This is a genomic window from Kamptonema formosum PCC 10802 (assembly GCF_000332335.1).
Classification (GTDB): Bacteria; Cyanobacteriota; Cyanobacteriia; order Cyanobacteriales; family Oscillatoriaceae; genus Oscillatoria.
In genome coordinates this window covers 529,316-553,918 of record NZ_KB235949.1, presented here as the reverse complement: position 1 = coordinate 553,918, position 24,603 = coordinate 529,316, and the positions used below count along the sequence as shown (strand labels likewise).

Annotated in this window: 12 protein-coding genes and 1 pseudogene; 6 read left to right on the top strand and 7 right to left on the bottom strand. The window is 56.2% G+C overall.

Going from position 1 to position 24,603, the window contains the following annotated elements; genetic code table 11:
• The first annotated feature begins 286 nt into the window (after positions 1-286).
• A complete protein-coding gene (locus OSC10802_RS42990; protein ID WP_017721018.1) occupies positions 287-2,701 on the top strand; it encodes a CAP domain-containing protein in 2,415 nt (804 codons plus the stop codon).
• 410 nt (positions 2,702-3,111) lie between these two features.
• Here the strand turns inward: OSC10802_RS42990 and OSC10802_RS53600 are convergent, their stop codons facing one another.
• On the bottom strand, positions 3,112-3,258 hold the full coding sequence (locus OSC10802_RS53600) for a hypothetical protein (protein ID WP_017721017.1): 147 nt from the start codon (positions 3,256-3,258) through the stop codon (positions 3,112-3,114).
• Between the two features lie 83 nt (positions 3,259-3,341).
• Here OSC10802_RS53600 and OSC10802_RS51855 point away from each other — a divergent pair, with 83 nt between their 5' ends.
• Positions 3,342-3,533: a hypothetical protein gene (locus tag OSC10802_RS51855; RefSeq protein ID WP_155969013.1), complete on the top strand. Its 192-nt coding sequence runs from the start codon at positions 3,342-3,344 to the stop codon at positions 3,531-3,533.
• 35 nt (positions 3,534-3,568) lie between these two features.
• On the opposite strand, the gene OSC10802_RS0132885 is transcribed toward OSC10802_RS51855, so the two are convergent.
• Positions 3,569-5,245, bottom strand: a complete 1,677-nt coding sequence (locus OSC10802_RS0132885) for a transglutaminase-like domain-containing protein (protein ID WP_017721015.1) — start codon at positions 5,243-5,245, stop codon at positions 3,569-3,571.
• A 589-nt stretch (positions 5,246-5,834) separates the two neighbouring features.
• Between OSC10802_RS0132885 and OSC10802_RS42985 the strand changes: the two genes are divergently transcribed.
• A complete protein-coding gene (locus OSC10802_RS42985; RefSeq protein WP_044172149.1) occupies positions 5,835-6,647 on the top strand; it encodes a DUF928 domain-containing protein in 813 nt (270 codons plus the stop codon).
• A 241-nt stretch (positions 6,648-6,888) separates the two neighbouring features.
• On the opposite strand, the gene OSC10802_RS53595 is transcribed toward OSC10802_RS42985, so the two are convergent.
• From OSC10802_RS53595 to OSC10802_RS42975, 3 genes and pseudogenes are all read right to left on the bottom strand, one after another.
• Complete coding sequence (locus OSC10802_RS53595) at positions 6,889-7,671, bottom strand: O-linked N-acetylglucosamine transferase, SPINDLY family protein (RefSeq protein WP_017721012.1); 783 nt, start codon at positions 7,669-7,671, stop codon at positions 6,889-6,891.
• A complete protein-coding gene (locus tag OSC10802_RS53590; RefSeq protein WP_052334373.1) occupies positions 7,626-8,072 on the bottom strand; it encodes an O-linked N-acetylglucosamine transferase family protein in 447 nt (148 codons plus the stop codon). The genes OSC10802_RS53595 and OSC10802_RS53590 overlap by 46 nt, the downstream gene beginning before the upstream one ends.
• Positions 8,069-9,451, bottom strand: a pseudogene (locus OSC10802_RS42975) (TIGR03032 family protein); the annotation flags it as partial. The gene OSC10802_RS53590 and the pseudogene OSC10802_RS42975, both read right to left, overlap by 4 nt.
• A gap of 805 nt (positions 9,452-10,256) precedes the next feature.
• Here OSC10802_RS42975 and OSC10802_RS0132855 point away from each other — a divergent pair.
• The gene (locus tag OSC10802_RS0132855) at positions 10,257-12,098 is read left to right on the top strand and encodes a ShlB/FhaC/HecB family hemolysin secretion/activation protein (protein ID WP_155969011.1); all 1,842 of its coding nucleotides are present in this window, start codon (positions 10,257-10,259) and stop codon (positions 12,096-12,098) included.
• Between the two features lie 134 nt (positions 12,099-12,232).
• On the opposite strand, the gene OSC10802_RS45125 is transcribed toward OSC10802_RS0132855, so the two are convergent.
• Entirely contained in the window at positions 12,233-14,785 is a 2,553-nt protein-coding gene (locus OSC10802_RS45125) for a CHAT domain-containing protein (RefSeq protein WP_017721008.1), read from the bottom strand.
• A 242-nt stretch (positions 14,786-15,027) separates the two neighbouring features.
• The gene (locus tag OSC10802_RS51845; RefSeq protein ID WP_232731868.1) at positions 15,028-19,911 is read right to left on the bottom strand and encodes a CHAT domain-containing protein; all 4,884 of its coding nucleotides are present in this window, start codon (positions 19,909-19,911) and stop codon (positions 15,028-15,030) included.
• Positions 19,912-21,063: 1,152 nt separating this feature from the next.
• On the opposite strand from OSC10802_RS51845, the gene tnpA reads away from it, so the two are divergent.
• Both tnpA and OSC10802_RS0132820 read left to right on the top strand, forming a co-directional pair.
• Positions 21,064-21,519: an IS200/IS605 family transposase gene (tnpA, locus tag OSC10802_RS0132830; RefSeq protein WP_017721005.1), complete on the top strand. Its 456-nt coding sequence runs from the start codon at positions 21,064-21,066 to the stop codon at positions 21,517-21,519.
• 184 nt (positions 21,520-21,703) lie between these two features.
• On the top strand, positions 21,704-24,574 hold the full coding sequence (locus OSC10802_RS0132820; RefSeq protein WP_026099022.1) for a cation-translocating P-type ATPase: 2,871 nt from the start codon (positions 21,704-21,706) through the stop codon (positions 24,572-24,574).
• Positions 24,575-24,603: the final 29 nt, after the last annotated feature.

Below are 24,603 nucleotides of genomic sequence, written 5' to 3'. Positions count from 1 at the left end.
TCTCACCCCCCCTCTGCCGACACACTTTTCTTCTCCCAGCCATAATAAAAGATTTGGGAAATCTCTTTTTCCCTCTTCCTTGGCGCACAGGCGCGTCTTGGCGGTTCATTAAAACAACCAAATCAACTGTCCGCCCTTAGCCGGAAAAATTCCAAATAACGGCTCTCCAAAGCCGGTGCCCCACGCCCCATGCCGGCGCGCCCCACCGCCGGGGTCCAATTCTGGAATCCCCACATCTCCCTAAACCGACAAGTAACATAGAAGCAATGGGAAGAAGGAATTACGGATGGCTACTGCTCTTGAGATAGCGAATCAAGTCGTCAATCTTGTTAACGAACGGCGCAGTCTGGTTGGTTTGCCGGCGCTGACCCTAGACACTCAGCTGAACACTGCAGCGGACGCCCACAGCACGGATATGGCGCTCAATGACTTTTTCGGTCAGGAAGGCTCCAATGGCTCGACTGCGGCTACCCGGATCGCAAATGCCGGCTATAATTTTATCACCTATGCGCAGAATATCGCAGCCGGCGAGGCGACGCCAGAGGAAGTGGTAGCGTCATGGTTCAGCACCGGCGAAGGCAGCAACCTGCTCAAGTCTGACGTTACTAATATTGGCGTTGGCTTGTATTACCTGGAAAATGATACGGGCCGGTTTAATGAAAACTATTACTGGACTGTACTTGTCGCCAGTCGGGGCTCTAGCAGTGTCCCGATTGTGGGCAGCACGGATGAGCCCAACAGCCTCGAAGGTGCGGCAGCGGACAATACGATCGTCGGCGGGGATGCTGACGACACCCTGCTGGGGAATACGGGCAACGACTCCATCGTGGGAAACGCTGGGAATGACGCGATCGACGGGGTGGAAGGGAACGATACCCTGATCGGCAATCAGGGCAACGATACCATTCTCGGGAACTCGGGCAGCGACTACCTCTCGGGCGGCAAAGGCAATGACCAGCTGACCGGCGAGCGGGGAGATGATACAATTTTTGGCGGTTTGGGCAGCGACACCCTGCAGGGCGGTTTGGGGAGCGACTCCCTCGACGGCGGCGAGGGGAATAATGTCATTGAGGGGAACGAGGGGCTGGACACGCTGATTGCCGGTGCGGGCAACGACAGCCTTTCGGGGGGTTCAGAAACCGATTTCCTCAGTGCCGGTGAGGGGAAAAACTTTTTGGACGGTGCTGGGGGCGACGATACGCTGCTGGCGCTGTCCGGCGATGACACCCTGCTGGGGGGGGACGGCAGCGACTACCTGGACGCCGGCGCGGGGAACAACTCGCTGGAGGGCGGTGCTGGCAGTGACACCCTCTTGAGCCAGACTGGCAATGATACCATTTATGCCGGTTCGGGGGACGACTCGATCGCGGCGGGAGGGGGAGTAAATTATGTGGAGGGCAATGAGGGAAAGGATACCATCACTGCCGGTGATGCCAGCGACACTGTGTTTGCCGGTGCGGGCGATGACTCGATTCGGGCGGGCGGGGGCAACAATTTTGTGGAGGGCAATGAGGGGAAAGATACGATCGTTGCCGGTGACGGGAATGACAGCCTGTTTGGCAATGGGGAGGATGACTCGCTGATCGCCGCTGCGGGTAACAATTATGTGGAGGGCAATGACGGGAAGGACACTCTGATCGCTCTTGACGGGAACGACACTCTGATCGGCGGTGCGGGCGACGACTCTCTCGATGCCGGTTCGGGCAATAATATTTTGCAGGGCGAGCGAGGAAATGATACGCTTATCGCTTTTGACGGCAGGGACAGCCTCTATGGCGGTTTGGACAGTGACCTGCTGTTTGCCGGCGCGAGTAGCGATTTTGTGGATGGGGATCAGGGGAATGACACCCTGTTTGGCAATCAGGGCAATGACACCCTGCTGGCGGGTGCCGGCGACGACCTCACTTTCGGCGGCAAAGATCGGGACTCCATTGATGCCGGCGCTGGCAGCGATCAGTTCAACGGCAATCTGGGTGAAGATACCCTGCTTGGCGGTGCCGGCAGCGACTTGGGCTTCGGGGGCCAAGATAGCGACTTGCTGTTCGGGGAGTTCGGAGATGACACTCTCTACGCCGATCGGGGCGATGATACCGTCGCCGGCGGTTCCAACGCTGACCTTATCTATGGAGGCGATGGCAGCGACCTGGTTTATGGCGACTTCAGTGACGATACCCTACTCGCCAATCTCAGCAGTGATAAGGCCGGTGGCGTCTCAGGAGATGACACCCTCTACGGCAACGCCGGCGCTGACACCCTGATCGGTGGCGCGGGGAACGACCTGATGGCGGGTGGCCAAGGGAACGACAGTGTGTTCGGGGGTGCCGGTGACGACAGCTTGCTGGGCAATTTGGGCTCGGACACCCTCATTGGCGGCGAGGGGAGCGACACGTTTGGCTTGCAGCTTGGTGGCACAGCCCGCATCAATGATTTCATTGCGGGAACTGATTTTCTGGTGCTCAGCGAAGAGCTCAATTTTGACAGTTTGGTGTTCTTTAACGGTTCTGAGGCTAACACTTCAGAAATTTACGTCCGGATTCAGATTGAGGACACGACCGCCGGCGATACTGGGACTGGCGGCACCGGCACCCCCGAGCCGGTGTTCATCAATCAGCTGTTAGCGGTGGTGGTGGGCGTTCAAGCCAGTAGCTTCTCCAGCTCGAACTTTGTTTTACCGCCTTCTGAGAGCGACACACTTTCCTAGTAACCGCAGGGAGAGGAGCGCAGATTATAGGGTATATTCTACCAATTTGGGAGGCAAGGATGTCCGGATTTGGGATTGAAAAATTCCGCCCTTTATCCTTTTCATCACAAGGAGAAAATACTATAGCAATAGACAGTCAGTTTAGGACACGCTCGATACGAAGTATGGGCGTAGGTACGGCTTCCCCCTAGCCTTGATATCTCTGGGACAGGCGAGACGCCTGTCCTACGTTCGCGCCCTAGGTGGCTAGTGCTAGAACTATCCCAACTTGGTATTGTGGCGGTTTTCAGTTAGATGAAGTGCCAGGAACCCGTTTTTTTTAGAAAGTACAAGAAACCGGGTTTCTTGAAGAACCCCGGTTTCTGAACCGATTTCTGGCCCGCAGTCGGGCTTGACAGTGACTGTATCGATCAGCCCTTGGAGCCAGAGCGCTTCTCCCGCTCCCTGCGTCTGCGGTCGCGCCACTCGGCGGCGGTGAGATATGCGACGCCGCCGGTGACAGCCACCAGCATCCCTATAGCCATAATAGATAGAACAATCAGGACCGGATTTTCCACAACTGACGATTTCAGAGGTTAAATTTAGGGATTAATTTTAGCACAAAAACTGCCCCGCAGGTAGGGGTGAGCGCAGAGATTTTTTGGACCGGCAAAAACATCTGCCGGACGCTCTGGGGTGGGGGCTTCCTGCCCTTTGCCGTGGCAGGCTCCAGGTGCCGGGTGCGGCGCAGGCGTTCTGGCCGGCGCGGGCACTTGGCAAGGGGTTGGGCACAGAAGCGACCTGTCGCGCCCCCACTCCCCATCTGGGGGAAGTCCGATTCACCGGCACTTAAAAACGCCTTGACTTGCCGGCGGGCCACTGGCGGCGTCAGTCCTGATAGGGGGGCAGTTCTCCCAGGATCTTGAACCTGACGTGATTGATGGCGAGTTCGCCAATAGAAACCTCTTCTTTCTTAACCAAGGTGTTTTCAATTTGCAGGCTGGCAAAGCGCAATCCCTTGCCAATTTCAATATGATACCAAGCCAAGCCCATAAAAAATCGCATCGGATACGGGCCTCTTTCTTGGGTGTCGTCAGGATTGGATTCCATCGGCACCCAGCCAAATCCGGGGATGTAGAATTCCAGCCAGACGTGGTTGAAGTCGGGCATGAGGGGGACAAACATCCGGTCGGCATGGGGCGGGCACTTGTAGCGACCGATGGTGCGGCAGGCAATGCCATTGAGGCGCATCAGGGCGAGCAAGACTCCCACATACTCCCCGCAGGAGCCTACGCCCCGATCCAGCACCACATCGGGGGTGTCAATCTGGGGTTTAATGCCGTAGGACAGCTCGTCGTAGACGAAATTGCGAATGCTCAGCACCTGGCGCAGCAGGTTAGTTTCTCTGGCAATGGCTTCCCGGGCTGCCCTGCGGACAATATCCGTGCCCATTGCTAAGTTATCATTATCTACCAGGTAGCGCTGCTGGAAGTCAGGCGGCAGTGGGGGCAAGTCTTCCACCTCGCGGGGGGTGAGGCGGTATTTGACACTCCAGACTTCGAGGAGCGCTTTCCAGCCAAATATGCGGGATTCGTGAGGTTTGAGCGTGTCAAACTTAAACACGGCGATGCGCTCTCCATCGTGGATTTCTTCAGTGAAGGGCATGCCAACCGGCTCGACGCGCAGCACGCGCTGCCGGTGGGTGTTGGAGGGAAGGGCAATCCGCCATTCCAGGTTTTCTAGGTGCACCTGATCGAGGGGAGCGAGCTCTTCGACATAAGACATCTCAAGGAGATAGCCGTTGGAGAGGGCGAAGCGACCGGCTTCATTATAGTGAAAGTAAAGGGGGTGAATGAATGTGCGGTCGCGAAACGTCAGCTGGTAAGGATCGGAAGAGTTGGGATCGTCCCGGATGTAGGCTTCTTCTCCCGCATACGCCACATAGAGGATATCCTGGCCTGAAACCGGGTCGGTGTGAAAAGCTAGGCCCGAGGGGGATTCAAAGGGGGTGAGGACGCTAAAGCGCAGGCTGCCGGTGCCCCGCTCCAGGCAGTATACGGTTTGCTCGAGGGCGTCGCAAACCCACAGTTCCTCCCCCCGCACGGTGATGTTTTCCACTCCGACACCAGGTGCGTAGAACTTGGTAATCTGCTTGCCGGTATCGCGGTTGAAAATGAGAATGGAGCCGGCTCTCTGACAGGTGACGTAAACGGTCGATTCCCAAACAGCAACTCCGTTGGCGGTGCCGGGGAGGCTGACAAAATGCTGGGGGGTGAGATCGGGCAGGTTGCAGAAATAAACGTTTTCGTCGCGGGTGAACCAAAGAGTGCCCTCCCAAACAGCCAAGCCGGTGACGCCGGCAAAGTCTTGAGCCTGATAAGGATTGAGAATCGTCGTGTTTTCGCTGGCGCAATCAATTTGGAGCAGATGCCCCCGGACTGTGTCAGTGGCTAGCAGGGCGTCCCCTGCAAAGGCAATGCCGTGCAGCGCATAGGCTGCATGGGGCCTGATCGTCCGCAACCAGGGATTTTGGGTCAGTGGGAGAACTGGTGAGTCGGGAGCCATGTCTAATTTATCGTGCATAATAGTTTGGAGTATCCAACTAACCCGTTAACGCGGACTGTTTTTTGGATCGTTTCAGGGCAATGCATCGTCTAGAGACAATACCCGTCCGCCTGCCTTAACGTTGGGCGAGCTGAGCCCCTGATTAGGATACAACTTCCTCCTACCCTGAGAGGGTAGCGAATTTAGCCGGCTCCCATCAGCACCCGGGGGCGCTCGATTGCGGGCAGGGCGGCTGCCTTCGAGGCACAGAGGCAGATCCTGCCACTTCCGACATTCCATCTGCGGGTTTTTCCCGCTGTGCAACCAGACTCCTTGCCCTCACCCCCCTGACCCCCGACAAGAAAATTTCTTGCTCCCGTCTTCCGGTTGGGGCTGGCGGTTGGGGAGTGGTAGGTGTGAGGCTGGCACAAAAGCCGGGTGGCCAGAACGCACCCGCATCAGGGGTGCGGACTGCTGAGCGCCGTTGGCTCCTGCGCCACTCGCTGCCTTGTAGTATTGAGATAGAGCGGCTTCGTGGCTGGGTGGCAACACCGGCTCAACGCGCAACCGTATTTCAAGATAACACGATTTACCAAAGGGTTATTGTAGTATGGCTAGGATGAAGTATGGCCTGCAGCTGCTTCCACTGTCGTTAGCCCTATCCTTAGGACTTGCCGCCACCACTAGCTTGCCGATTTTGGTGCGGGCGCAGTCACAGGAAACTGGGGTCAGTCAAAGCATCGCTGGAAATTGGAACGCATTTAACCCCCCTAACCGAGGGCTTCCCGGTGAGGGGCGGCAAGAAGGTGGGGGTGTGCGCGGGGGCAATTGCCCCAACATTCAAAATAAGCTAATCGCTCTGATTCCGGCCACAAATATGGGGCTGACCGTATCGGAGTACCCCACACTCTACTGGTATGTCCCGGAAACAGCGGGGAGCGAAACTCCCGCCCCTGAAATGGAGTTTGTCTTGCAGGATGAAGATGGCAAGGAGGTGTACAATTCCGGGAAACTGCCAGCCCTGACAAGTGCCGGGATTGCCAGCTACACCGTGCCGGCTAAATCTAGCAAACCTTTAGAAGTGGGGAAAAACTATCAGTGGTTCTTCTCAATTATATGCAATCCAGATGACCGTTCAGGAGATGTGAGAGTGCAGGGGTGGATTAAACGGGTGGAAAAGAGCGAGACTCTGGCGCAGGCTCTGGAAGCAGCTCCTGAAAAGAAGCGCCCTTTTATTTATGCCAGAGAGTCTCTGTGGTTTGACACTCTCTCATCTCTGGCTCAGCTGCAAATGCAGAATCCTACTGATGAAGTCTTAGCTAACAAATGGGAAGAACTTTTGAATTCCGTTTCTCTAGGGAATTTGGCTAAAGCTCCCTTTGTTGAGATCAAAAAATCCCCCAGTTCGGCTTCCACTCTTTAATTAAATCAGGCGGAGACTCATCTAAAATAATCATAATTATCACAAAAACGGGTCTTTGGGGCGAGATAAGCCGTTTTTTGCCTGGACAATAAACCCGGTTTCTTCTTAAGAAACCGGGGGGGTGAGGGAACCCTGGAAAAAAGCCATCTGCGTTGAAATACCCGACGCAAAAGAAAGCCGGTTTCTTGCAGGTTTCGGGAGGAGAAACCGGCTCTGTTTTTTAGGAGTTAAGCTGTTCCGCTCACTCCTCTCTCACCAGAATCATCTGTGGCTTTCCCCCCGCCGCATAAATCTCCCACATCGCCCGGTAAGCTTTTTCCAAATTTATCACAAAGCGGCGCGTGTCGAACAGGGGATAAGTCAGCCGGTTCGCCGCCAGCTTCTCCCTCAACTGCTGCAACTCACCGGCATTTTTCCCCAAACGCACTGCCATTGTCTCATACTCCCGCAAATCCCCGGCAATCAACTCAGGCAAACCCACCGCACTCAACAAACTCGCCCCGACGCGAGAGGCAAAAGTTTGTCCCGGGCAAGTCAGCACCGGCACCCCCACCCACAAAGCGTCACTCGCCGTCGTGTGCGCGTTATAACAATAGGTATCCAGCACCAAATCAGCCAGCTTCAGCCGAGCCAAATGTTTCCGTTTTGGCAAAAAGCCGGCCAAAACAAGCCGGTTCGGCGCAACTCCCCGCGCCGCAGCTTCGCGCCGGAAATTCGTCTTCGTCTCCTCCTTCTCAGCATACAGCCAAAGGGCGCTCCCCTCAACCTCCAACAGCACCCTCATCCAAATATCAAAGATTTGCGGATCTATCTTGTAAGCTTGGTTAAAACAAGCAAACACAACTTCATTTTCTGGCAATCCCCATTCCGTGCGAGTCGCGGGTTCGGTATCCACCGGCTGCTGGCTGTCATTCACCTGGTAGCTGTGCGGCAAAAGCACCAATTTCTCGGTAAAATACTCCGCAGATGCCGGTGGTGTCACCGCCGCATCGGAGATGATATAATTAATAAAGTCAGCCCCCATTCCGGAGATCCCAGATAGCTGACTTGAATTGGGGCGGGGCGCAAGGCGAAAATCTCAAAGCGAGCATCCCGCGTGTACCCCTTCAAATCCACCAAAATGTCAATCCCATCTGCGTGAATGCGCTTGGCGCACTCCGCTGCAGATTCCTCCGCCAAGTTGCGGAAGTGTTCGCTGTCGCTAACAATGCGCTTCCTGTAAAAGCTGTCGTCATCTAGCCCCAGAGAGTAGGTAAAAATCTCAAACTCTTCTCGGGCGTGCGCTGCAAACATTCCCAGGATTAAATGACTGGTGGCGTGATTGTGGAAGTCAGCGGAAACATATCCAATCCGCAGTCGCCCCTCCCGCGAGCGCGAGTGCGCGAAATTCAGAGACTGTCGCTGTTTTTCGATACGCCGGCTCACTGCAGTGGCGTGACTGATAGCAATTGCCAGTTGCGCGCTCGGCTCTCCAAAAAATGATAAACTATCAAAGGGAACAGCATCGGTAACTTATTATTTGGTTTCCTGTCTCCGCCGCTATTATCTGGTTCCCAGTCTCCGCCGCTATTATCTGGTTCCCAGGCTCCGCCTGGGAACCCTTCTTTTAGCTGGTTCCCAGTCTCCGCCGCTATTATTTGGTTTCCTGTCTCCGCCGCTATTATCTGGTTCCCAGTCTCCGCCTGGGAACCCTTCTTTAGAGGCTCCGCCTCGTTTACTATATCACAAGCACGAGGCTCTGCCTCGTGATTTGCGTTCCCAGGCTCCGCCTGGGAACGAAGAATACCCTTTGACTCCGACAGTAAGCGAGAGGTGTCAAATGTCAGCCGGCGCTCAATTTCATCATCCTGAAATCCCAACGCCATCGGGCGGCTGACTCCGGGGATCGCCTGAACATCGTACAATTCTGTAATAATGCCTTCAAAGCGGAGCCAGCCTGCAATACTGCCGGTGTTCAGCTCAATCGCCATTAATCCGCACCAGGGTTGGTAATTTTTGGCGGTTAATTCATCGTCAAGGGGGAGCTCTGAAAAGCTCTTATCCCTTCTCGGTTTGGAGAGTCCGACAATAGCATAATCTTTCCAGAATGTCAACCCCCGCAAGTAGCCAGGGCAAAAGGCGACCGGCTCAAATTTGCCGGAAAGCAAATCGGCGTATCCAAAGAAGCCGGTGCCCGAATTGTGCAGCCACAACTTGCCGTGATAGAATCGGGGGGAGTGGGGCATCGACAAGCCGGCACAGACAATTTCATTAGAGGGCACATCAATCACCACACCGCCATCGCGCCGGCAGGTTCGCCACCCATCTATTATATCAGAGCGACTGCAGGCGGTGACAAAGCGCGGCTGCCCATCAACCACTGCCAAACCGTTGAGGTGACAGCGGTCTTCTGTTACAATTTGAGAGATAAACTTGGGTTTCCACAAGGGGGCGCAACTGTGGCGATCGCTCAAAGTTGCCAGACAGTTTAACAGGGTGCTGATAAAGATTACCTCACCGGCACTGTTGAGGGCAACCTCGTGAATGTCCAAGTCGCCGGTGGTGTGGCCAATTCGGGGGACATAGAGTTTGTCGTATCCATTATACAGCTGCCCTGGTTCCAGGATATTATCCAATTGCCACAGCTGGTATTTGGCGCTCATGTAAAGGCGTTCCGGGGTGGCATATAGTCCCATCGCCCTGTCGAAAAGGCGCTCAAATCCGGAGAACCTGCCTTGCGGGTTTGCGCCGAGAAGGATGAGGCGGGAGGTTTGATAGGTAGTGCGGGCGAGACTGATTTTCTCTGCGGTTAGCCAGTCGAGAAATTGGCGGGAGCCGTAGAATTACTGCTCCGGTTAGGCGGGAGATGTTGGGTTAGGTTGGTTCATTTAGTGAGAAAGAGGATTCCAGTCAAATCCCCGGCTTGTCTGGCCATCAGCTTTCAGAGAGCCGGTGGGTTTATCTGTTTTATATTCTCAGGTTTTTCGTCACCAAAGTCAAGCGGGATTAAAAAAAATTAACAGCAGTCCAATTCTCAAAACTCGCTGCGTGCGGGCGATCCCTATTCTCTCCCATCCGGGCGGGGGCGGGGGCGGGTTTATTATAGCAGCAGTCATATTGGTTAAGACATTAATGACATGTGGGTTTCTGTTTTGAGTGGCAGAAACCGGGTTTCTTTGCCAAGGGGGGAAGACACCGGATTTCTTTGCAAAAGTTATCTAAGTTTTACCGCTCCCTAAAATCTGAAACCCGGGATCTGGTGGTTGCCGGTTGCGAGAAACCGGGTTTCTTCCCCAAAGTTAGCTCACTTTTCCCTTTCCCCAGAACCAGAAAAACGGTTTCTGTTCCTGGGGCGATAAACTGGGTTTCTTTCCCAAAGTTAGCTCTAAACAATAAACCAGGTTGGTTAACTTCTCTCCCCCCAACCTGCGGGTTTCCCCCATCAATTCGTAAGCGAAGCGGCAGGCGTTAGCGAAGTGGCGCGTCAGCGCTAGCGCGTCTTTTGCAAAACTTAACACGCCAAAACTTGACAGGAGATTGAGATTGTGTTATATTTCCAAAATTGCAGGGCGCGTCACCGGCAGTTGTAGGCTAACCTAAAAACAGCAAACGTTTGGGAGAGAACAATTCATGCACTCGTTAGGGCGGGCAGTGTTGTGGTGTGGGGTGGCCGTTCCCGGTACAATTCTGATGACCGGCATTTCTGCAAATTACGGCGCACCGGCGGTGTCAGCGCAAATAGCAGACACCAGCACCCCAAACCCATGCGCGGTGCCCGATGCCCCCTGCCCAGCGCCCAGTCACAAATGGTATGATATTATAGCGCAAACCCCACCGGCACCGCCGGTGAACCCGCAACCCGATCCCAACCGGGAGCGTTTCCCGCAACCGGCACCCGAACCGCAACCGGCACCGGCGCAGGAACAACCCCCCCTAGAAACCCCACCGGCACCAACACCAACCCCGACAGAAACGCCGGCACTGAGAATACCGATTACAAAAATCGAAGTCATCGGCACCACAGTTTTCACCCCCGAAGACCTCAACCCAATTATAGCACAGGTAGAGGGAACTTCTGCAACTCTCGAAGACTTGAGAAAAGTTGCCGATGCCATCACCCAACTGTACCTGGAAAAAGGTTACATCACCTCGCGAGCCGTTCTCCCGGACCAGCAATTCACCGACGGCGTGGTAAAAATTGTCGCCATAGAAGGCAGCTTGCAAGACATTGAAGTGCAGGGAACGCGCCGGCTCAACCCCGAATACATCCGGAGCCGGTTGCGATTGGCATCAGGGAGCCCCCTTTCCAGCATCGCCCTGGAAAATCAGCTGCGGCTGCTGCGCGTGGACCCCTTATTTAAAACAGTAGAAGCCAGCTTGCGAGCCGGTGATAAAATTGGCTTCAGCGTCCTCACCGTGCGCGTAAAAGAAGCGGAATCCCTTGTGGCAGGCATCGGTGCGGACAACTACTCCCCGCCCAGTGTCGGTTCAGAACGAGTCGGCGGTTATGCCCTCTATCGAAACCTCACCGGCATCGGCGACGAAGTGTCTGTCTCCTATTACCGCGCGATTGGCGAGTCAAACGTTTATGACTTGAGCTACCGCGTGCCGGTGAATGCCATGAACGGCACCGTGCAGCTGAGATACGCCCCCAACAACAACCAAATTATCCAAGAACCCTTCAAACAATTTGACATTACCGGAGAATCCCAACTCTATGAAATCAGCTACCGGCAGCCCCTGGTGCGATCGCCCGAGCAAGAATTTGCCCTGTCCGTGGGCTTCGCTTACCAGCGCAGCCAGACGTTTCTCGCCGGAGAGCCTTTTGGCTTTGGGGAAGGACCTGACGGCGAGGGCGTAACCCGCACCAGCGTGATTAAATTTGGGCAGGACTATGTGCGCCGGGATGTGAGCGGCGCTTGGGTGCTGCGATCGCAATTCAACCTTGGCACCGGCTTGTTTGACGCCACTCTTAACGACGATCCAGTCCCCGACAGCCGATTTATCAGCTGGACCGGTCAAGCGCAGCGCGTGCAGCGCCTGAATACAGACAATCTCCTAATCGTACAAGCCGATATGCAGCTCACCCCCAACAGCCTGCTATCCTCCCAGCAGTTTGTAATTGGCGGCGGTTTGTCCTTGCGCGGCTACCGGCAAAATGCCCGCTCCGGTGACATAGGCTTCCGCGTCTCCGTGGAAAATCGCTACACAGTTCAGCGAGATGCCGGCGGCGTTCCGATTGTGCAATTTGCGCCTTTTCTGGATTTAGGTGCGGTGAAGAATGTCGGTGACAATCCCAACACCCTACCCGACCAGAAATTTTTAGCCGGTGTCGGTTTAGGGGTGCTCTGGCAAGCTTTCCCGGGGCTGAACGTGCGCGTTGATTACGCTTTTCCGCTTGTTGATTTAGACGATAAAGGCGGCAACGCTCAAGATCGCGGCTTCTATTTTAGCGTAAATTATTCGCCGTAGGGGCGGGTTCACCCGAGATATTTGCTGGTAGCGAAGGATGTCTGTAAACCCGCCCCTACTGACAAGCAACCCAAAGAAACCGGGTTTCTCAAACAAACCCGGTTTCTCCCTAGCTATAGGGAACAAGAAACAGTTTACCAGGGGCTGCCAATCAGAGTAAAACCGGCCCAGTAGTAAGGGTGCGAAAAAGTCCGCTCGCCGAGTGCTGCGAGTTCGGGAGGGAGGGGCAAAGAGGGAAACTCCCCGGAACCCTTTAAAAAAGCGCCAGAAATGCGGACTTGACCGCGCAGCAGGGCGAGCTGGGCTTGTCTGAGGGCTTCGGCTTTCACCGGCGCTTCCGCCAGCTGCCGGTAAAACTCAGCCATCAGCCCCAAAGTCCCCTCATCGCTAACATACCAGAGACTGGCGAGGGCAGATTTGACGCCCGCCCCCACAGCTAAGCCGGCAAAGCCCAATTCCGCCTGAGTGTCCCCAATGGCAGTGCGGCAAGCGCTGAGCACCAGCAATTCCACAGGAGGCTCCCTCAACCGAAGCTCTCGGAGTTGGTCGAGATGCAACTTATTATTCCAAAAGTAAATGTACGAATTGCTGGCTTCTCCTGACTTGAATTCTGCGTGGGTGGCGAGGTGAATAATTCGATAGGGTGCGTTTTGGCGCTGCGCTTTCAGGTTGTTGGGGGTGAATTCTTGGTTCAAAAAAACTCTGCCGCGCCACAGGTGCTGGGTGATGGCATCCAGCTCCAACGGCACTGCCGGCAAAGGCTTTTGGTCGGCAAAGGTGCTCGCCCCCATTGCCAGAACTTGAGCGTTTTTCAGGGAAGCGTAGCGAGTGTCGGTCAAGCTAATGCTGGGAATGATCGAGAGGCTGTATTTCTCAATGAGAAACTGTTTGCCATCGTGCAGGGCGGCGAGTGGGAGGCTGCGCAAACCGGCATCCATCGAAAACAGCAAGGTGTTGATTCCTGCAGCTTGCAAGTCGGCTTCCAGTGGGGCAATCAGCCACTGGTAGAGTTTCTGTGCCGGTGCGAGATAGCTGGAGCTATTCCGCAGCCGGTTGTCTGTGATTTCCGCTCTCAACTCAGCGACTTCTTTGAGCAAGGTTTCTCTGTTAGCTGCTGGGATGGTGTGGCGAATCGGTTTGCCTTCCGGGGTGTACAGCAGCAGTTCCAATTGGTCTGGCAGGGCTACGCAATAGATAATCGCCGACTTGCTGCCGGTCTGACTAACGATCGTGCCCAGCATGTCTCGTATGCTCTGAGTAGTGACTGCTGTCGCCGAGAGATTTTCCCGCAAGAATTGGCCAAATTCTCCTCCCCGCTGCTGCTCGATTTGCCGCGTCGCTTGCTGCAAGTCGCCTGCTGCCAGTGTCTTGCCGAGAGTCGCGGCGAACACCGGCACCGCCGGCATGTGTGGGCCAGGGCCACGCACGGGGGCGGGGGCGCGACCGCCGGGGGGGACAGGCCCAGAATGGGCGGCAAACGCTTGTGGGCCAGAAGGGGGCGGTGCCGGTGAGTTGGGCGAACCTGGGGCTGAAAAGCTGGGATTGCCGCTGCTGACACCTGCCGGCGCTGCGCCGGGAGCTGGAGGGGGGGGAATCTGCATTGGGCCAGCCCCACTTTCCGCCGAGATCGCCAAAGGTTCGGCGTAGGACAGGCGTCCCGCCTGTCCCAAAGGTTCGGCGTAGGACAGGCGTCCCGCCTGTTCCAAACTGCCGGCTCTCGGGTTTTGCGCCACCAGCTCGCCGTTTTCCAAACGGACGCCAGAACCGATCAGCCGCACTGTGCCGTCGCGGTGCCCCTTCATGTCGGTGGCGCTGCCAACATTGCCGCCGGTGAGCAGTGCCGGCAAAAATAGGGAATTGTTACTATCTCGGTCTCTGCGCCGTTCGGGGGGGTCCGGGGGCAAAGGTGGGATATCGACACTCAGCACATGCCCTTCTTGAGAGAGGCGCACCAGACTCCCACCCGGCACAAGTGCGGCGGTAATTTGGCCCCCAGGGGCGGAGAGAGTGCCGGTGCTGGTGACGCTTCCCCCCAGCAAGGTTAAATTCTGGCCCTCTGGAACCGCCAGCTGCCCGAAGTTGACAATCGCTCCAGGCTGTGCCATCCCGAAGTAAAACGCGCTGGGCGATCCGACTAGGGCGGCGCAGTCATTGGTGCCGGCAGCACTGAACCAATGTGACCCAAACCCGATTCCGCTCGCCGCTGTCGCTGTAAAGGATGCCGGCACGTCTAACCGGGCGCTGCCACCCAAAACGATACCAGAAGGATTTATCAGGAAAAGATTGGAATTGCCGCCCGTGACTTTAATCAAGCCGTCGATCTGGGAGATGCCGCCGCCAGTCACTCTGCCGAAAATATTGCGGATAGCTGGGGAGGACTGAAAGTTGGCAATCTGTTCCGCACTCAGGCCAAACTGAGTGAACGAGTGGAAGAGATTCGCGCCATCTTTCGAGCGCGCGCCGCCGGTGATGTTGAATTGGCTGCCGGTGGGGGTGACGGCGGTGCCGGTGCCGTCACTGGCGGGGACAATGGTTTGCGCTCGCACCTTTCCCACCCCAGCCGTCGCAACCAGAGGCAACAGGCAAAAGACAAAAGGCAAAACGTAAAATTTTGCTCTCGCCCTATTGACTGTTTGCTGTTTTTGTGATAAGAAACATCGGGCCTTTCTGCTGACAGCGGATAGCATTGTTAGTTGCTGGTTTGGGTGTTGGCAAAATAGCTGCAACGAGGCTCAACAAGTGCACCCTTTCTATGATTATATATTAGCTATCACTTCTGTGTAAATGTCACGGAGTTCCCCAGCGCTCAGCCGCCACTGTTACCGAATTCGCACAAATCAGTAATTTCACACAGAGAAAGCGGGTTTCTCGGTTTGTAAGCTTGACAATCTGCCAGCTTCCCAAGAAACCCGGTTTATTGCCGGTAATTTCACCAAGGACTGCCAATCATGGTGAATGCCGCCCAGTAATAGGGATGAGATAAATCTGGGCTGCCCATCTGCACTAAATCAGCCGGCAAAGTGAGATTTCCTGCAGAACTCACCAAATGACCGTCCTGCAAGCGGACGCGCTTGTTCAGCATAGCAATCTGCGCCTGTCTGAGCGCCTCTGATTTGATCGGCACCGCCCTCAGGTTCTTGTAAAATTCCCTCATGAGCCCCAAAGTGCCCTGATCGCTAACTGACCACAAACTGGCAATTGCGGACTTGACGCCGGTCTGCACGGCTAAACCGGCAAAGCCCAACTCCGCCCCCTCATCCCCCAAAGCGGTGCGGCAAGCGCTGAGCACCAGCAGCTCAACCTTCGGACTGTACCAGCCCAACTGCCGAACTTGCTCCAATCGCAGCTTGCTATCCCACAGCTGAATGTAGGCTTTCGCCGCCCCTCCCGCTTGGAATTCAGCGTGGGTGGCCAAGTGAATAATTCCAAACGGCGTGCGGGCGCGCTGCGACTTGAGATTGTCTAAGGTAAATGCTTCATTGAGGAACAACTCACCCCGCCACAATTCTTTCGCCACGGCTGTCAGTTCCACCGGCACGGCGGGCAAAGGCTTTTGGTCGTAAAATTCCGACGCTCCCATTGCCAGAACTTGCATATCCTTAATATCTTCATAGCGCGTATCGGTCAAATTGATGCTGGGCATGAGTCCGAGACTGTACTTTTCCACCAGAAACTGCTGTCCGTCATGCAGCGCAGCAAAAGGAAGCGATCGCAGCCCCACATCCACAATCATCACCACATTCTGGATGCCCCGCGCTTTCAGATCCGCTTCTAGCGGCGCAACCAGCCACTGGTACAGCTGTTGCGCCGGCACCAAATAGCTGGTACTGCGACGTTTGATCGGATTGGTCACGTCTTCCCTCAGCTGCTGCGCCATTGCCTGCACCCGGGCGCGAGTCGCCTCAGAGATCCGCTTCTGAACCGGCACGCCATCCGCCGTCACCAGCACCAGTGACAAACTATCGCTGCTTGTTTGGCGGTTCCCCTGCAGTTGCGATTCAATATCGCTGGGGGGATTGAGCGCCTGCCCCTCTGGCAAAAAAGTAACATAGTTCAGTGCCGGTCTGACACCAGTTTCCCGCTCAATCCGGCGCAGCACTTCGCGGATTTGCTGCAAGCTAGGAGAGGGAAGCTCAACGGAGATTCCCAAATAAGCCTCAAACTTTCGCGTGAAATACTCGTCCAGAGCAAAAACGCCCGGATCGATTTCTACCTCTGGGGGGTTGACAGGAACTGACAAATTTGGTATAATAGCCCGAGGGTGAGCGGTCGGTAAAAACCCCTCACCGCCTACCCGCTCTCTCACAAGAGGAGAGGGGGAAGGAGACTGGGGGATGGGCGGTGGTAAAGGTGTCGCACCCACCGGATCTGGCGTTGGAACAGGTGCGGGAACAGGTGCCGGTGCGGGAATCGGTGCCGGCGCTGGCGCGGGAATCGGTGCCGGTGCGGGAATCGGTGCCGGTGCGGGAACGGGTGCCGGTGCGGGAACGGGTGCCGGTGCGGGAATCGGTGCCGGTGCGGGAACGGGTGCCGGTGCGGGAACGGGTGCCGGTGCGGGAATCGGTGCGGGTACGGGAATCGGTGCGGGTACGGGAATCGGTGCGGGTACGGGAACAGGTGCCGGTGCGACAATGGGAACCGGCGTTGGTGCCGGAACCGGTGGGGGAACCGGCGTTGGTGCCGGAACCGGCGCAGGCGTGGGTGGCGGTGCCGGTGCAGGGGTTGGTGCCGGCGCAGGGGTTGGTGCCGGCGCAGGGGTTGGTGCCGGCGCAGGGGTTGGTGCCGGTGCAGGGGTTGGTGCCGGCGCAGGGGTTGGTGCCGGTGCGGGAACAGGTGCCGGTGCGGGAACAGGTGCCGGCGCAGGGGTTGGTGCCGGCGCAGGGGTTGGTGCCGGCGCAGGGGTTGGTGCCGGTGCGGGAACAGGTGCCGGTGCAGGGGTTGGTGCCGGTGCGGGAACAGGTGCCGGTGCGGGGGTTGGTGCCGGCGCGGGAACAGGTGCCGGCGCGGGAGTTGGTTCAGGAGTGGGTTCAGGAGTTGGTGCCGGTGCGGGAACCGGTGCCGGTGCGGGAGTTGGTTCAGGAGTGGGTTCAGGAGTTGGTGCCGGTGCGGGAACCGGTGCCGGCGCGGGAACAGGTGCCGGTGCGGGAACAGGTGCCGGTGCGGGAACAGGTGCCGGTGCAGGGGTTGGTGCCGGCGCAGGGGTTGGTGCCGGCGCGGGAGTTGGTTCAGGAGTGGGTTCAGGAGTTGGTGCCGGTGCGGGAGTTGGTTCAGGAGTGGGTTCAGGAGTTGGTGCCGGTGCGGGAACCGGTGCCGGCGCGGGAACCGGTGCCGGTGCGGGAGTTGGTGCCGGTGCGGGAGTTGGTGCCGGTGCGGGAACAGGGGTTGGTGCCGGTGCGGGAACAGGGGTTGGTGCCGGTGCGGGAACAGGGGTTGGTGCCGGTGCGGGAGTTGGTGCCGGTGCGGGAACAGGGGTTGGTGCGGGAGTTGGTGCCGGCGGGAGATCGATTAAAATATATGGCGCGGGAGGATTGCCCACCTCGGTGCGCTGGTAAAACGAACCGGATTCAATCTTAATGTCAGAATTCGTGACAAGCGCTCTCGCAGTGCCGTTAATCGGGTTATCCAAACCCACCGTAAAGGGCGTTTCCTCTGTAGTGCCTCCGGGCTGAATAATAATCGAACCGCCCCCCAACCCGCCGGCGGCAGAAATGCTGGCATCTATACCGTTCTCAGCGGTAAAAAAGCCGGTCGCTCGGATAAATTGCCCCGCTGATATCTCGACATTCCCGCCGGTGCCGTAATTATTGCCTGTACTGCCACCTTCGGCGTTAATCGAAACCAATTCAATATCGCTGAGAGCGCTCAGCGTCACCGCACCGGCATTTCCCTTGTCGGCGTGCGAATCGATCTCGCCGGCTGAAATCGATCCGCCGGTGCTAGTCATAGAAACATCGCCGCCATTTCTGCCCGCACTCTGCCCAAAGGTAATAAGATCGCCTGTGGTAATATTCCCACCGGCAGTCACGGCAATCCCGCCACTATTTTTAGATTCATGAGAGGCGTCTAACTTGCCGGTTCCGATCGTGCCGGTGCTGCTGAGATTGATAGATCTGCCCCTTGATTCAATGTGGCCTATCGTTAAGCTCGCTCCCGAAATTGTTATCTCTTCCGTTCCATCGTCTGGGCTGGGAAACCGCATGTTTTTCGCCACAAACGCTCCAGTCCCATCCCCATCTGCATCAGCCGTGAAAGTAATCGAGCCAACCTTCCCGCTGAGTTGAAGATTGTCCTCAATTGTGATATCATTTCTCGCCTCTAGGATGACGTTCCCATCTTTTAACAAGTCTTGCAGAGCCTTTTGAGAAAGGGTGAACATGTCACCAATATCTCCAGCCAGGATTTGACCGTCATCTAATTCTTCATCGCTGTCCGCTGTATTCCCACTCACAATTGTGATATTATCAGGATCGAGCAGCAGGCTGCCCGCCAGCCCGTTCGTCGCGCTGGTATCCACTGTACCGCTGAAGATCAGCTGCTGTTTTCCTGACACTTCCACAAAGCCACCGCTGCCTGAATTGCTGCCGCCGCGAGCGCTAATATTCCCGTAGAAGCCGGTCACTCCCTCCGCCCAGACGATAACTCGCCCGCCACTGCCGGTTTGTTTGGCATCCGCTGCAATCACAGAATCTCCGCTCACATAAGTTCGCTCTGCATTGAGGAGTGCGCCGCGCCCCTGATAGTCGCCACCAATCAGCACAGTTCCGCCGGCGGTGCTGCCAGACGCATCAATATGAGCGCCGGCTAACCCCACTTTACTGCCCAGAATTTGTACAGTACCGCCGGCACCAGATGCGGGTGCGGAAACGTCAAGCGTGCCGGCAACAATGGCGGTGCCCGCTTCATTGGGAACCCGCACACCGGAACCAGTCAGCCGCACTGTACCGTCGCTCGTTACTGTCATGCCGGTGGCGTGACTCCCACCCGTGCCGGTAAGCAGTTGCGGCAAAGAAAAAGGGGTGATGCCGGTGGGAGATAAACTGGAATCCCCCCCATCCCCTAATCCCCCAATCCCGGCTCCCACCTCCAAACTCAGCAAATGCCCTTCTTGAGAGAGCAGCACCGAGCTCTTTCCTGGAACAGCGGCGACGGTGATTTCTCCGCCGGGGGCTTTCAGGGTGCCGATGCTGATGGCAGTGCCTCCCACTAAGGAGAGATTTTGTCCCGCCGGCACGGTTAAGTTGCCAAAATTGAGAATAGCTCCCGGCGTTTCTATTCCGAAATAAAGAGCGCTGGGGGTTCCGGCTAAGAGGGCGTAATTATTGGGGCCAAAAGCGCTAAACCAATTTGACCCAAACCCAATCCCGTTTGCCGATGTTGCCATAAAGGATGCCGGCACGTCCAAGCGGGCGGACTGACCAAACACGATGCCGGCTGGATTGATGAGAAACAGGTTGGAATTGCCGCCGGTGACTTGGATTAAGCCGCCGATTGCAGAGGGGTTGCTGCCGGTAACTCTGCCGAAAATATTGCGGATATTGGGATGGGAGATAAAGTTGGCAATTTGGTCTGGGCTGAGGCCAAACTTAAGGAAGGAGTGGAACAGATTCGCCCCATCTTTGGAGGTGGAGCCGCCGGTGATGTTGAAGCGATTGCCATCTGGGGTGACGGCGGTGCCGGTGCCGTCACTGGCGGGGACAACCGGCGAGCTTTTCGGCTGTGTTTGCGCGCTCCCTGGCTCTGCGGTTGCCGCACAGCAAAAAGTAAAAAGTATAAACTCTAAAATAAAATAAGTCTGCCTTTTGTCTGCCCACAAATATGGGAAATAGGACGGTTTTTTAGAGTGTGACTGGGTTAATGGTTTAATGTTTTTCACGGCTGATTTCATAGATGTCTGAGTGACCAGAGGCTGTTAACTGTGGCCAATGCTGCCCTGTTCGCGCATAGCGCAAGCTCTGCCCTTAGAGACTCCGCCCAAAGGCGATCGGGGAGCCTTTTAAAACAGATATCCATCCTTATTTTTGATGGCTTGCACCCTTATTATAGGAGCGTCTTGAACCAAGAGATTGACAGCATTAATGGTTTTGTGACCCCAGAAATTACTAATTTTATTAGCGCTGACGCTCGCTCAAACCCAAGTTTTATCTGCAACAAATTGCCAAGTAAAAGGAGTTCGATTGACGTACCCACAAGCCGGCATTTTTTGCGGGACGGCAAACCCGTTTGAAATGCGAGCCGGTGGGGAATTTGGCACCGAGCGCGGGGCTTGATGCGGATTGCAGAATAGATGTAGCGGATAAGCGCCGGTCCTGCTGGGAGAGCAGGTTTAGTCACATTCTCCTGAGAGCAACCTGAGAGCCACCAGCAGAATTAGAAGACTGCAGGACTTCTCCCTGTCCTGCTTTCAGTCTTCTTTCGGAGCTTCTCCCCAATTCTGGGGTGTTTTTAGCTTGTTCGCATCTAACACACTAGAGATTCTACGGAACTTTTGTGAAGTTCTTGTGAAGACGGCAGGCCGGCGGACTGACCCGAGACAGCCCTTTGCGCGAAACGGATAAGCTCGCCGGATGAATTAACCTATTTCGTAAGCGTTGCGGGCTCGCGAAAGCGCGTCCTTCCGTGTCGTTCGGGCATCCGTGCTGTGCGCGGAGAGAGCGTGCCGGCTCAATAGCTTGTAAAATATAGGTTTAATTGAATATTAAATATCCGGAAAGCCCTGGCGCTGCCGGCACGCTGTCGCGCTCAGACATTAGAGGGTCCCAGGGAACCCGTGCCCTAGGGATACAGCTTGTAGGACCGGCAGCATCTTGCCGGTCCCAAGTCCAGCCGGCGTGCCGAGGTGGTGTCGGGTCCATGTTGGCCCTACCACTTTTGAGGGATGGGAGCGTCAAAGGGCAGAAAACGCCCCACTCCTGCTGCGTTCTGTGGCTCGCCGAGCTATAATTAGAACACAGTGCTTTAGAGTGTTATGTCTTACGAGTCCTATTCCCGTGGAGTTTCAGACTTAAAAGCGCATTTAGTGCTGGCGACAAAAGATGGAAGAGAGGTGCTCTCGGCCACCATGCTGGCGCGGCTGACTGAGATTGTGGAATCAGTGTGCGAGAAGTGGGGATGTCAGGTACTCGAGTTTAACGGAGAGGTGGATCACGTGCACCTGCTGTTTTCCTACTACCCCCAAGTGCAGCTGAGTAAATTTGTCAACAACCTCAAAACCGTTACCAGCCGCATGATTCGCAAAGAATTTCCTGCAGAAGTAGAGAGATTTTATCAGAACAAACCAGAATTCTGGACAAAATCATACTTTCTGGCATCTAGCGGCGGAGTCACGGTGGAAACTTGGAGGCGGTACGTTCAAAACCAAAACCCACCGGCGGGTTCCAAAAAGAGACTGTCAAACAGAGGAGTGTCCAACCCCCGTGTTTGACATACAAATCCACCCACAGGTCAAGTGCGCCGTCGCGATATGGCTTGAGGGTGGTAGCCATTAACCTGAAAGCAAAAAGCTGGGGCGCATTCAGGCGAAAAGCGCCTGGAATGTGCGTTCCCAGTCTGCCTGAACGTAAAATTGTTCCGGCGCTGCTTCTAACCCATTTTCCCTAACCCCACTCATGTCATCAAATTCTTTGCCCGATTCAAAATTAGCTTGGCACACCCTAGAAATTGACAGAGCTGTGGAGCAGCTGCAGAGCGACAGCACCTCTGGCTTGAGCGCAGGCGAGGTGGCAGAGCGGTTGCAGCGCTACGGGCCCAATGAATTGAAAGAAACTGCCGGTCGCAGTGCGTGGCAAATCCTGCTCGATCAGTTCACGAACATCATGCTGCTGATGCTGATTGGCGTGGCAATCGTATCGGGGATTTTAGATGTAATCGACATGCAAGCCGGCAAATTGAAACCCGGTGAAATCCCCTTTAAAGATACAATCGCCATCCTGATCATCGTCATTCTCAATGGCGTTCTCGGGTTTCTCCAAGAAAGCCGCGCCGAAAAAGCCCTCGCCGCCCTGAAAAGCCTCGCCTCACCGATAGTGCGGGCGATCCGCGACGGCAAAACCCTGGAAGTCACCGCCAAAGAGCTAGTCCCCGGAGACGTGGTGCTGCTGGAAGCAGGCGTGCAGGTAGCAGCGGACGGTCGCCTCATAGAAGCGTCTAACTTGCAAATCCGCGAAGCCGCCCTCACCGGCGAAGCCCAGGCCGTTAACAAGCAGCCCAACGCGCAGCTATCGGAAGACACCGCCTTGGGAGATCGCGTCAACCTCGTGTTTCAAGGCACCGAAGTGGTTCAGGGGCGGGGCAAAGTCCTCGTCACCAACACCGGCATGCAAACCGAACTGGGGCGGATCGCCGAGATGCTGCAGGGCGTGGAAAACGAGCCAACCCCGCTGCAACAGCGGATGGGCCAGCTGGGCAACGTTCTCGTCACCGGCTCTTTGGTGCTAGTCGCTGTGGTGGTAATCGCAGGACTAATCCAGAGCAAGGGGAATTTAAATGTCTTGCAAGACCTGGTGGAAGTCTCTCTGAGTATGGCGGTGGCGGTTGTGCCAGAAGGCTTGCCGGCAGTGATCACCGTGACCCTAGCCCTGGGCACCCAGCGGATGGTGAAGCGCAACGCCCTGATCCGCAAACTGCCGGCAGTGGAAACCCTCGGTTCCGTCACCACGATCTGCTCCGACAAAACCGGCACCCTCACCCAAAACAAAATGGTGGTGCAAAAGGCTGAAACAGCCAGCCACAGCTTGACAGTCACAGGGGAAGGTTACGCCCCGATTGGCGAATTCAAAACTGAAGACCGGCAGTTGAGCGCCGAGGGAGATCCCGAACTGCAAGCCCTGCTGGGTGCTTGCGTCCTCTGCAATGACGCAATTTTGCGCTCGGAAAACAGCCAGTGGATCATTCTGGGCGACCCAACGGAAGGGGCGCTCCTCTCCCTTGCCGGCAAAGCAGGCATCTACAGAGAAGAGTGGGCCGGCAAAATGCCCCGCGTGGCGGAATTCCCCTTTTCCTCAGAACGCAAGCGCATGAGCGCCATCTGTGAGAATTCGGGAATGTTTCAGGGGCTGTCCCCCAGCGCTGGCAGTAGCGAGGAATCAGCCGGAGATAGTGCCGGTGCGCCTTATGTGATGTTCACCAAAGGCTCCCCAGAATTAACCCTGGAGCGCTGCACACACATTCAGGTGGCCGGTCGGGCAGAGCCGCTGACCGGCGAGCAAAGAGATCGCATCCTGGAGCAAAATAACCAAATGGCCGGTCGGGGGCTGCGAGTGCTCGGCTTTGCCTGCAAGTCTTGGGACAGTTTGCCCCCAGAAGGCTCCGAGGAAACCAGCGAGCGCGACTTGGTGTGGCTGGGACTGGTGGGGATGCTGGACGCGCCCCGTCCGGAAGTGCGCGACGCCGTGGCCAAGTGCCGGCTGGCCGGCATTCGCCCCATTATGATTACCGGCGACCACCAGCTGACCGCTAGCGCCATCGCTCAGGATCTGGGCATCGCCCAAGCGGGCGATCGCGTCCTGACCGGCCAACAACTCGAAAAGCTCCGCCAGGAAGACTTGGAGAGAGAAGTCGGACAAGTCAGCGTCTACGCCCGCGTCGCCCCAGAGCACAAACTGCGGATTGTGCAAGCCCTGCAGACCAAGGGTCAATTTGTCGCCATGACCGGCGATGGCGTCAACGACGCCCCCGCCCTCAAGCAGGCCGACATCGGGATTGCAATGGGCATCACCGGCACCGACGTCAGCAAAGAAGCCAGCGACATGGTGCTGCTCGATGACAACTTCGCCACCATTGTCGCCGCCACCGAGGAAGGGCGGACAGTATACACCAATATTCGCCGGTTTATTAAATACATTCTCGGCAGTAACATTGGTGAGGTGATCACCATTGCCGCCGCCCCGATTCTCGGGCTCGGAGGTGTCCCCCTCAGCCCCTTGCAAATTCTCTGGATGAACTTGGTAACCGATGGCGTGCCGGCTCTGGCTCTGGCTGTCGAGCCGGCGGAACCCAATGTGATGCGGCGTCCGCCCCACGATCCAAAAGAGAGCATTTTCGCCCGGGGGCTAGGCTCCTACATGATTCGGATTGGCGTTATTTTTGCCTTTCTGACCATTGTCCTCATGGAATGGGCTTACACCCACGCTCACGCTGTGGTCACGCCAAATCCCGATTATGCAGACCGGTGGAAGACGATGGTGTTCACAACCCTCTGTCTGGCGCAGATGGGTCACGCGCTGGCGATTCGCTCCAACACTCAGCTGACGATAGAAATGAATCCCTTCACTAATGTATTTGTTTGGGGAGCCGTGATTGTCACCACTATTTTGCAGCTGATGCTGGTTTATGTTCCGCCCCTGCGAGCTTTCTTTGGAACTCACTGGCTGGATCCCGAGGAACTCGCTATCTGCCTGGGCTTCAGCGCTTTGATGTTTGTTTGGATTGAGCTGGAAAAGCTGTTTATTCGCTGGTATAAATCCACCAAAAAAGGATAGGTGGTAGGTGTTAGGTGTTAGGTGGTAGG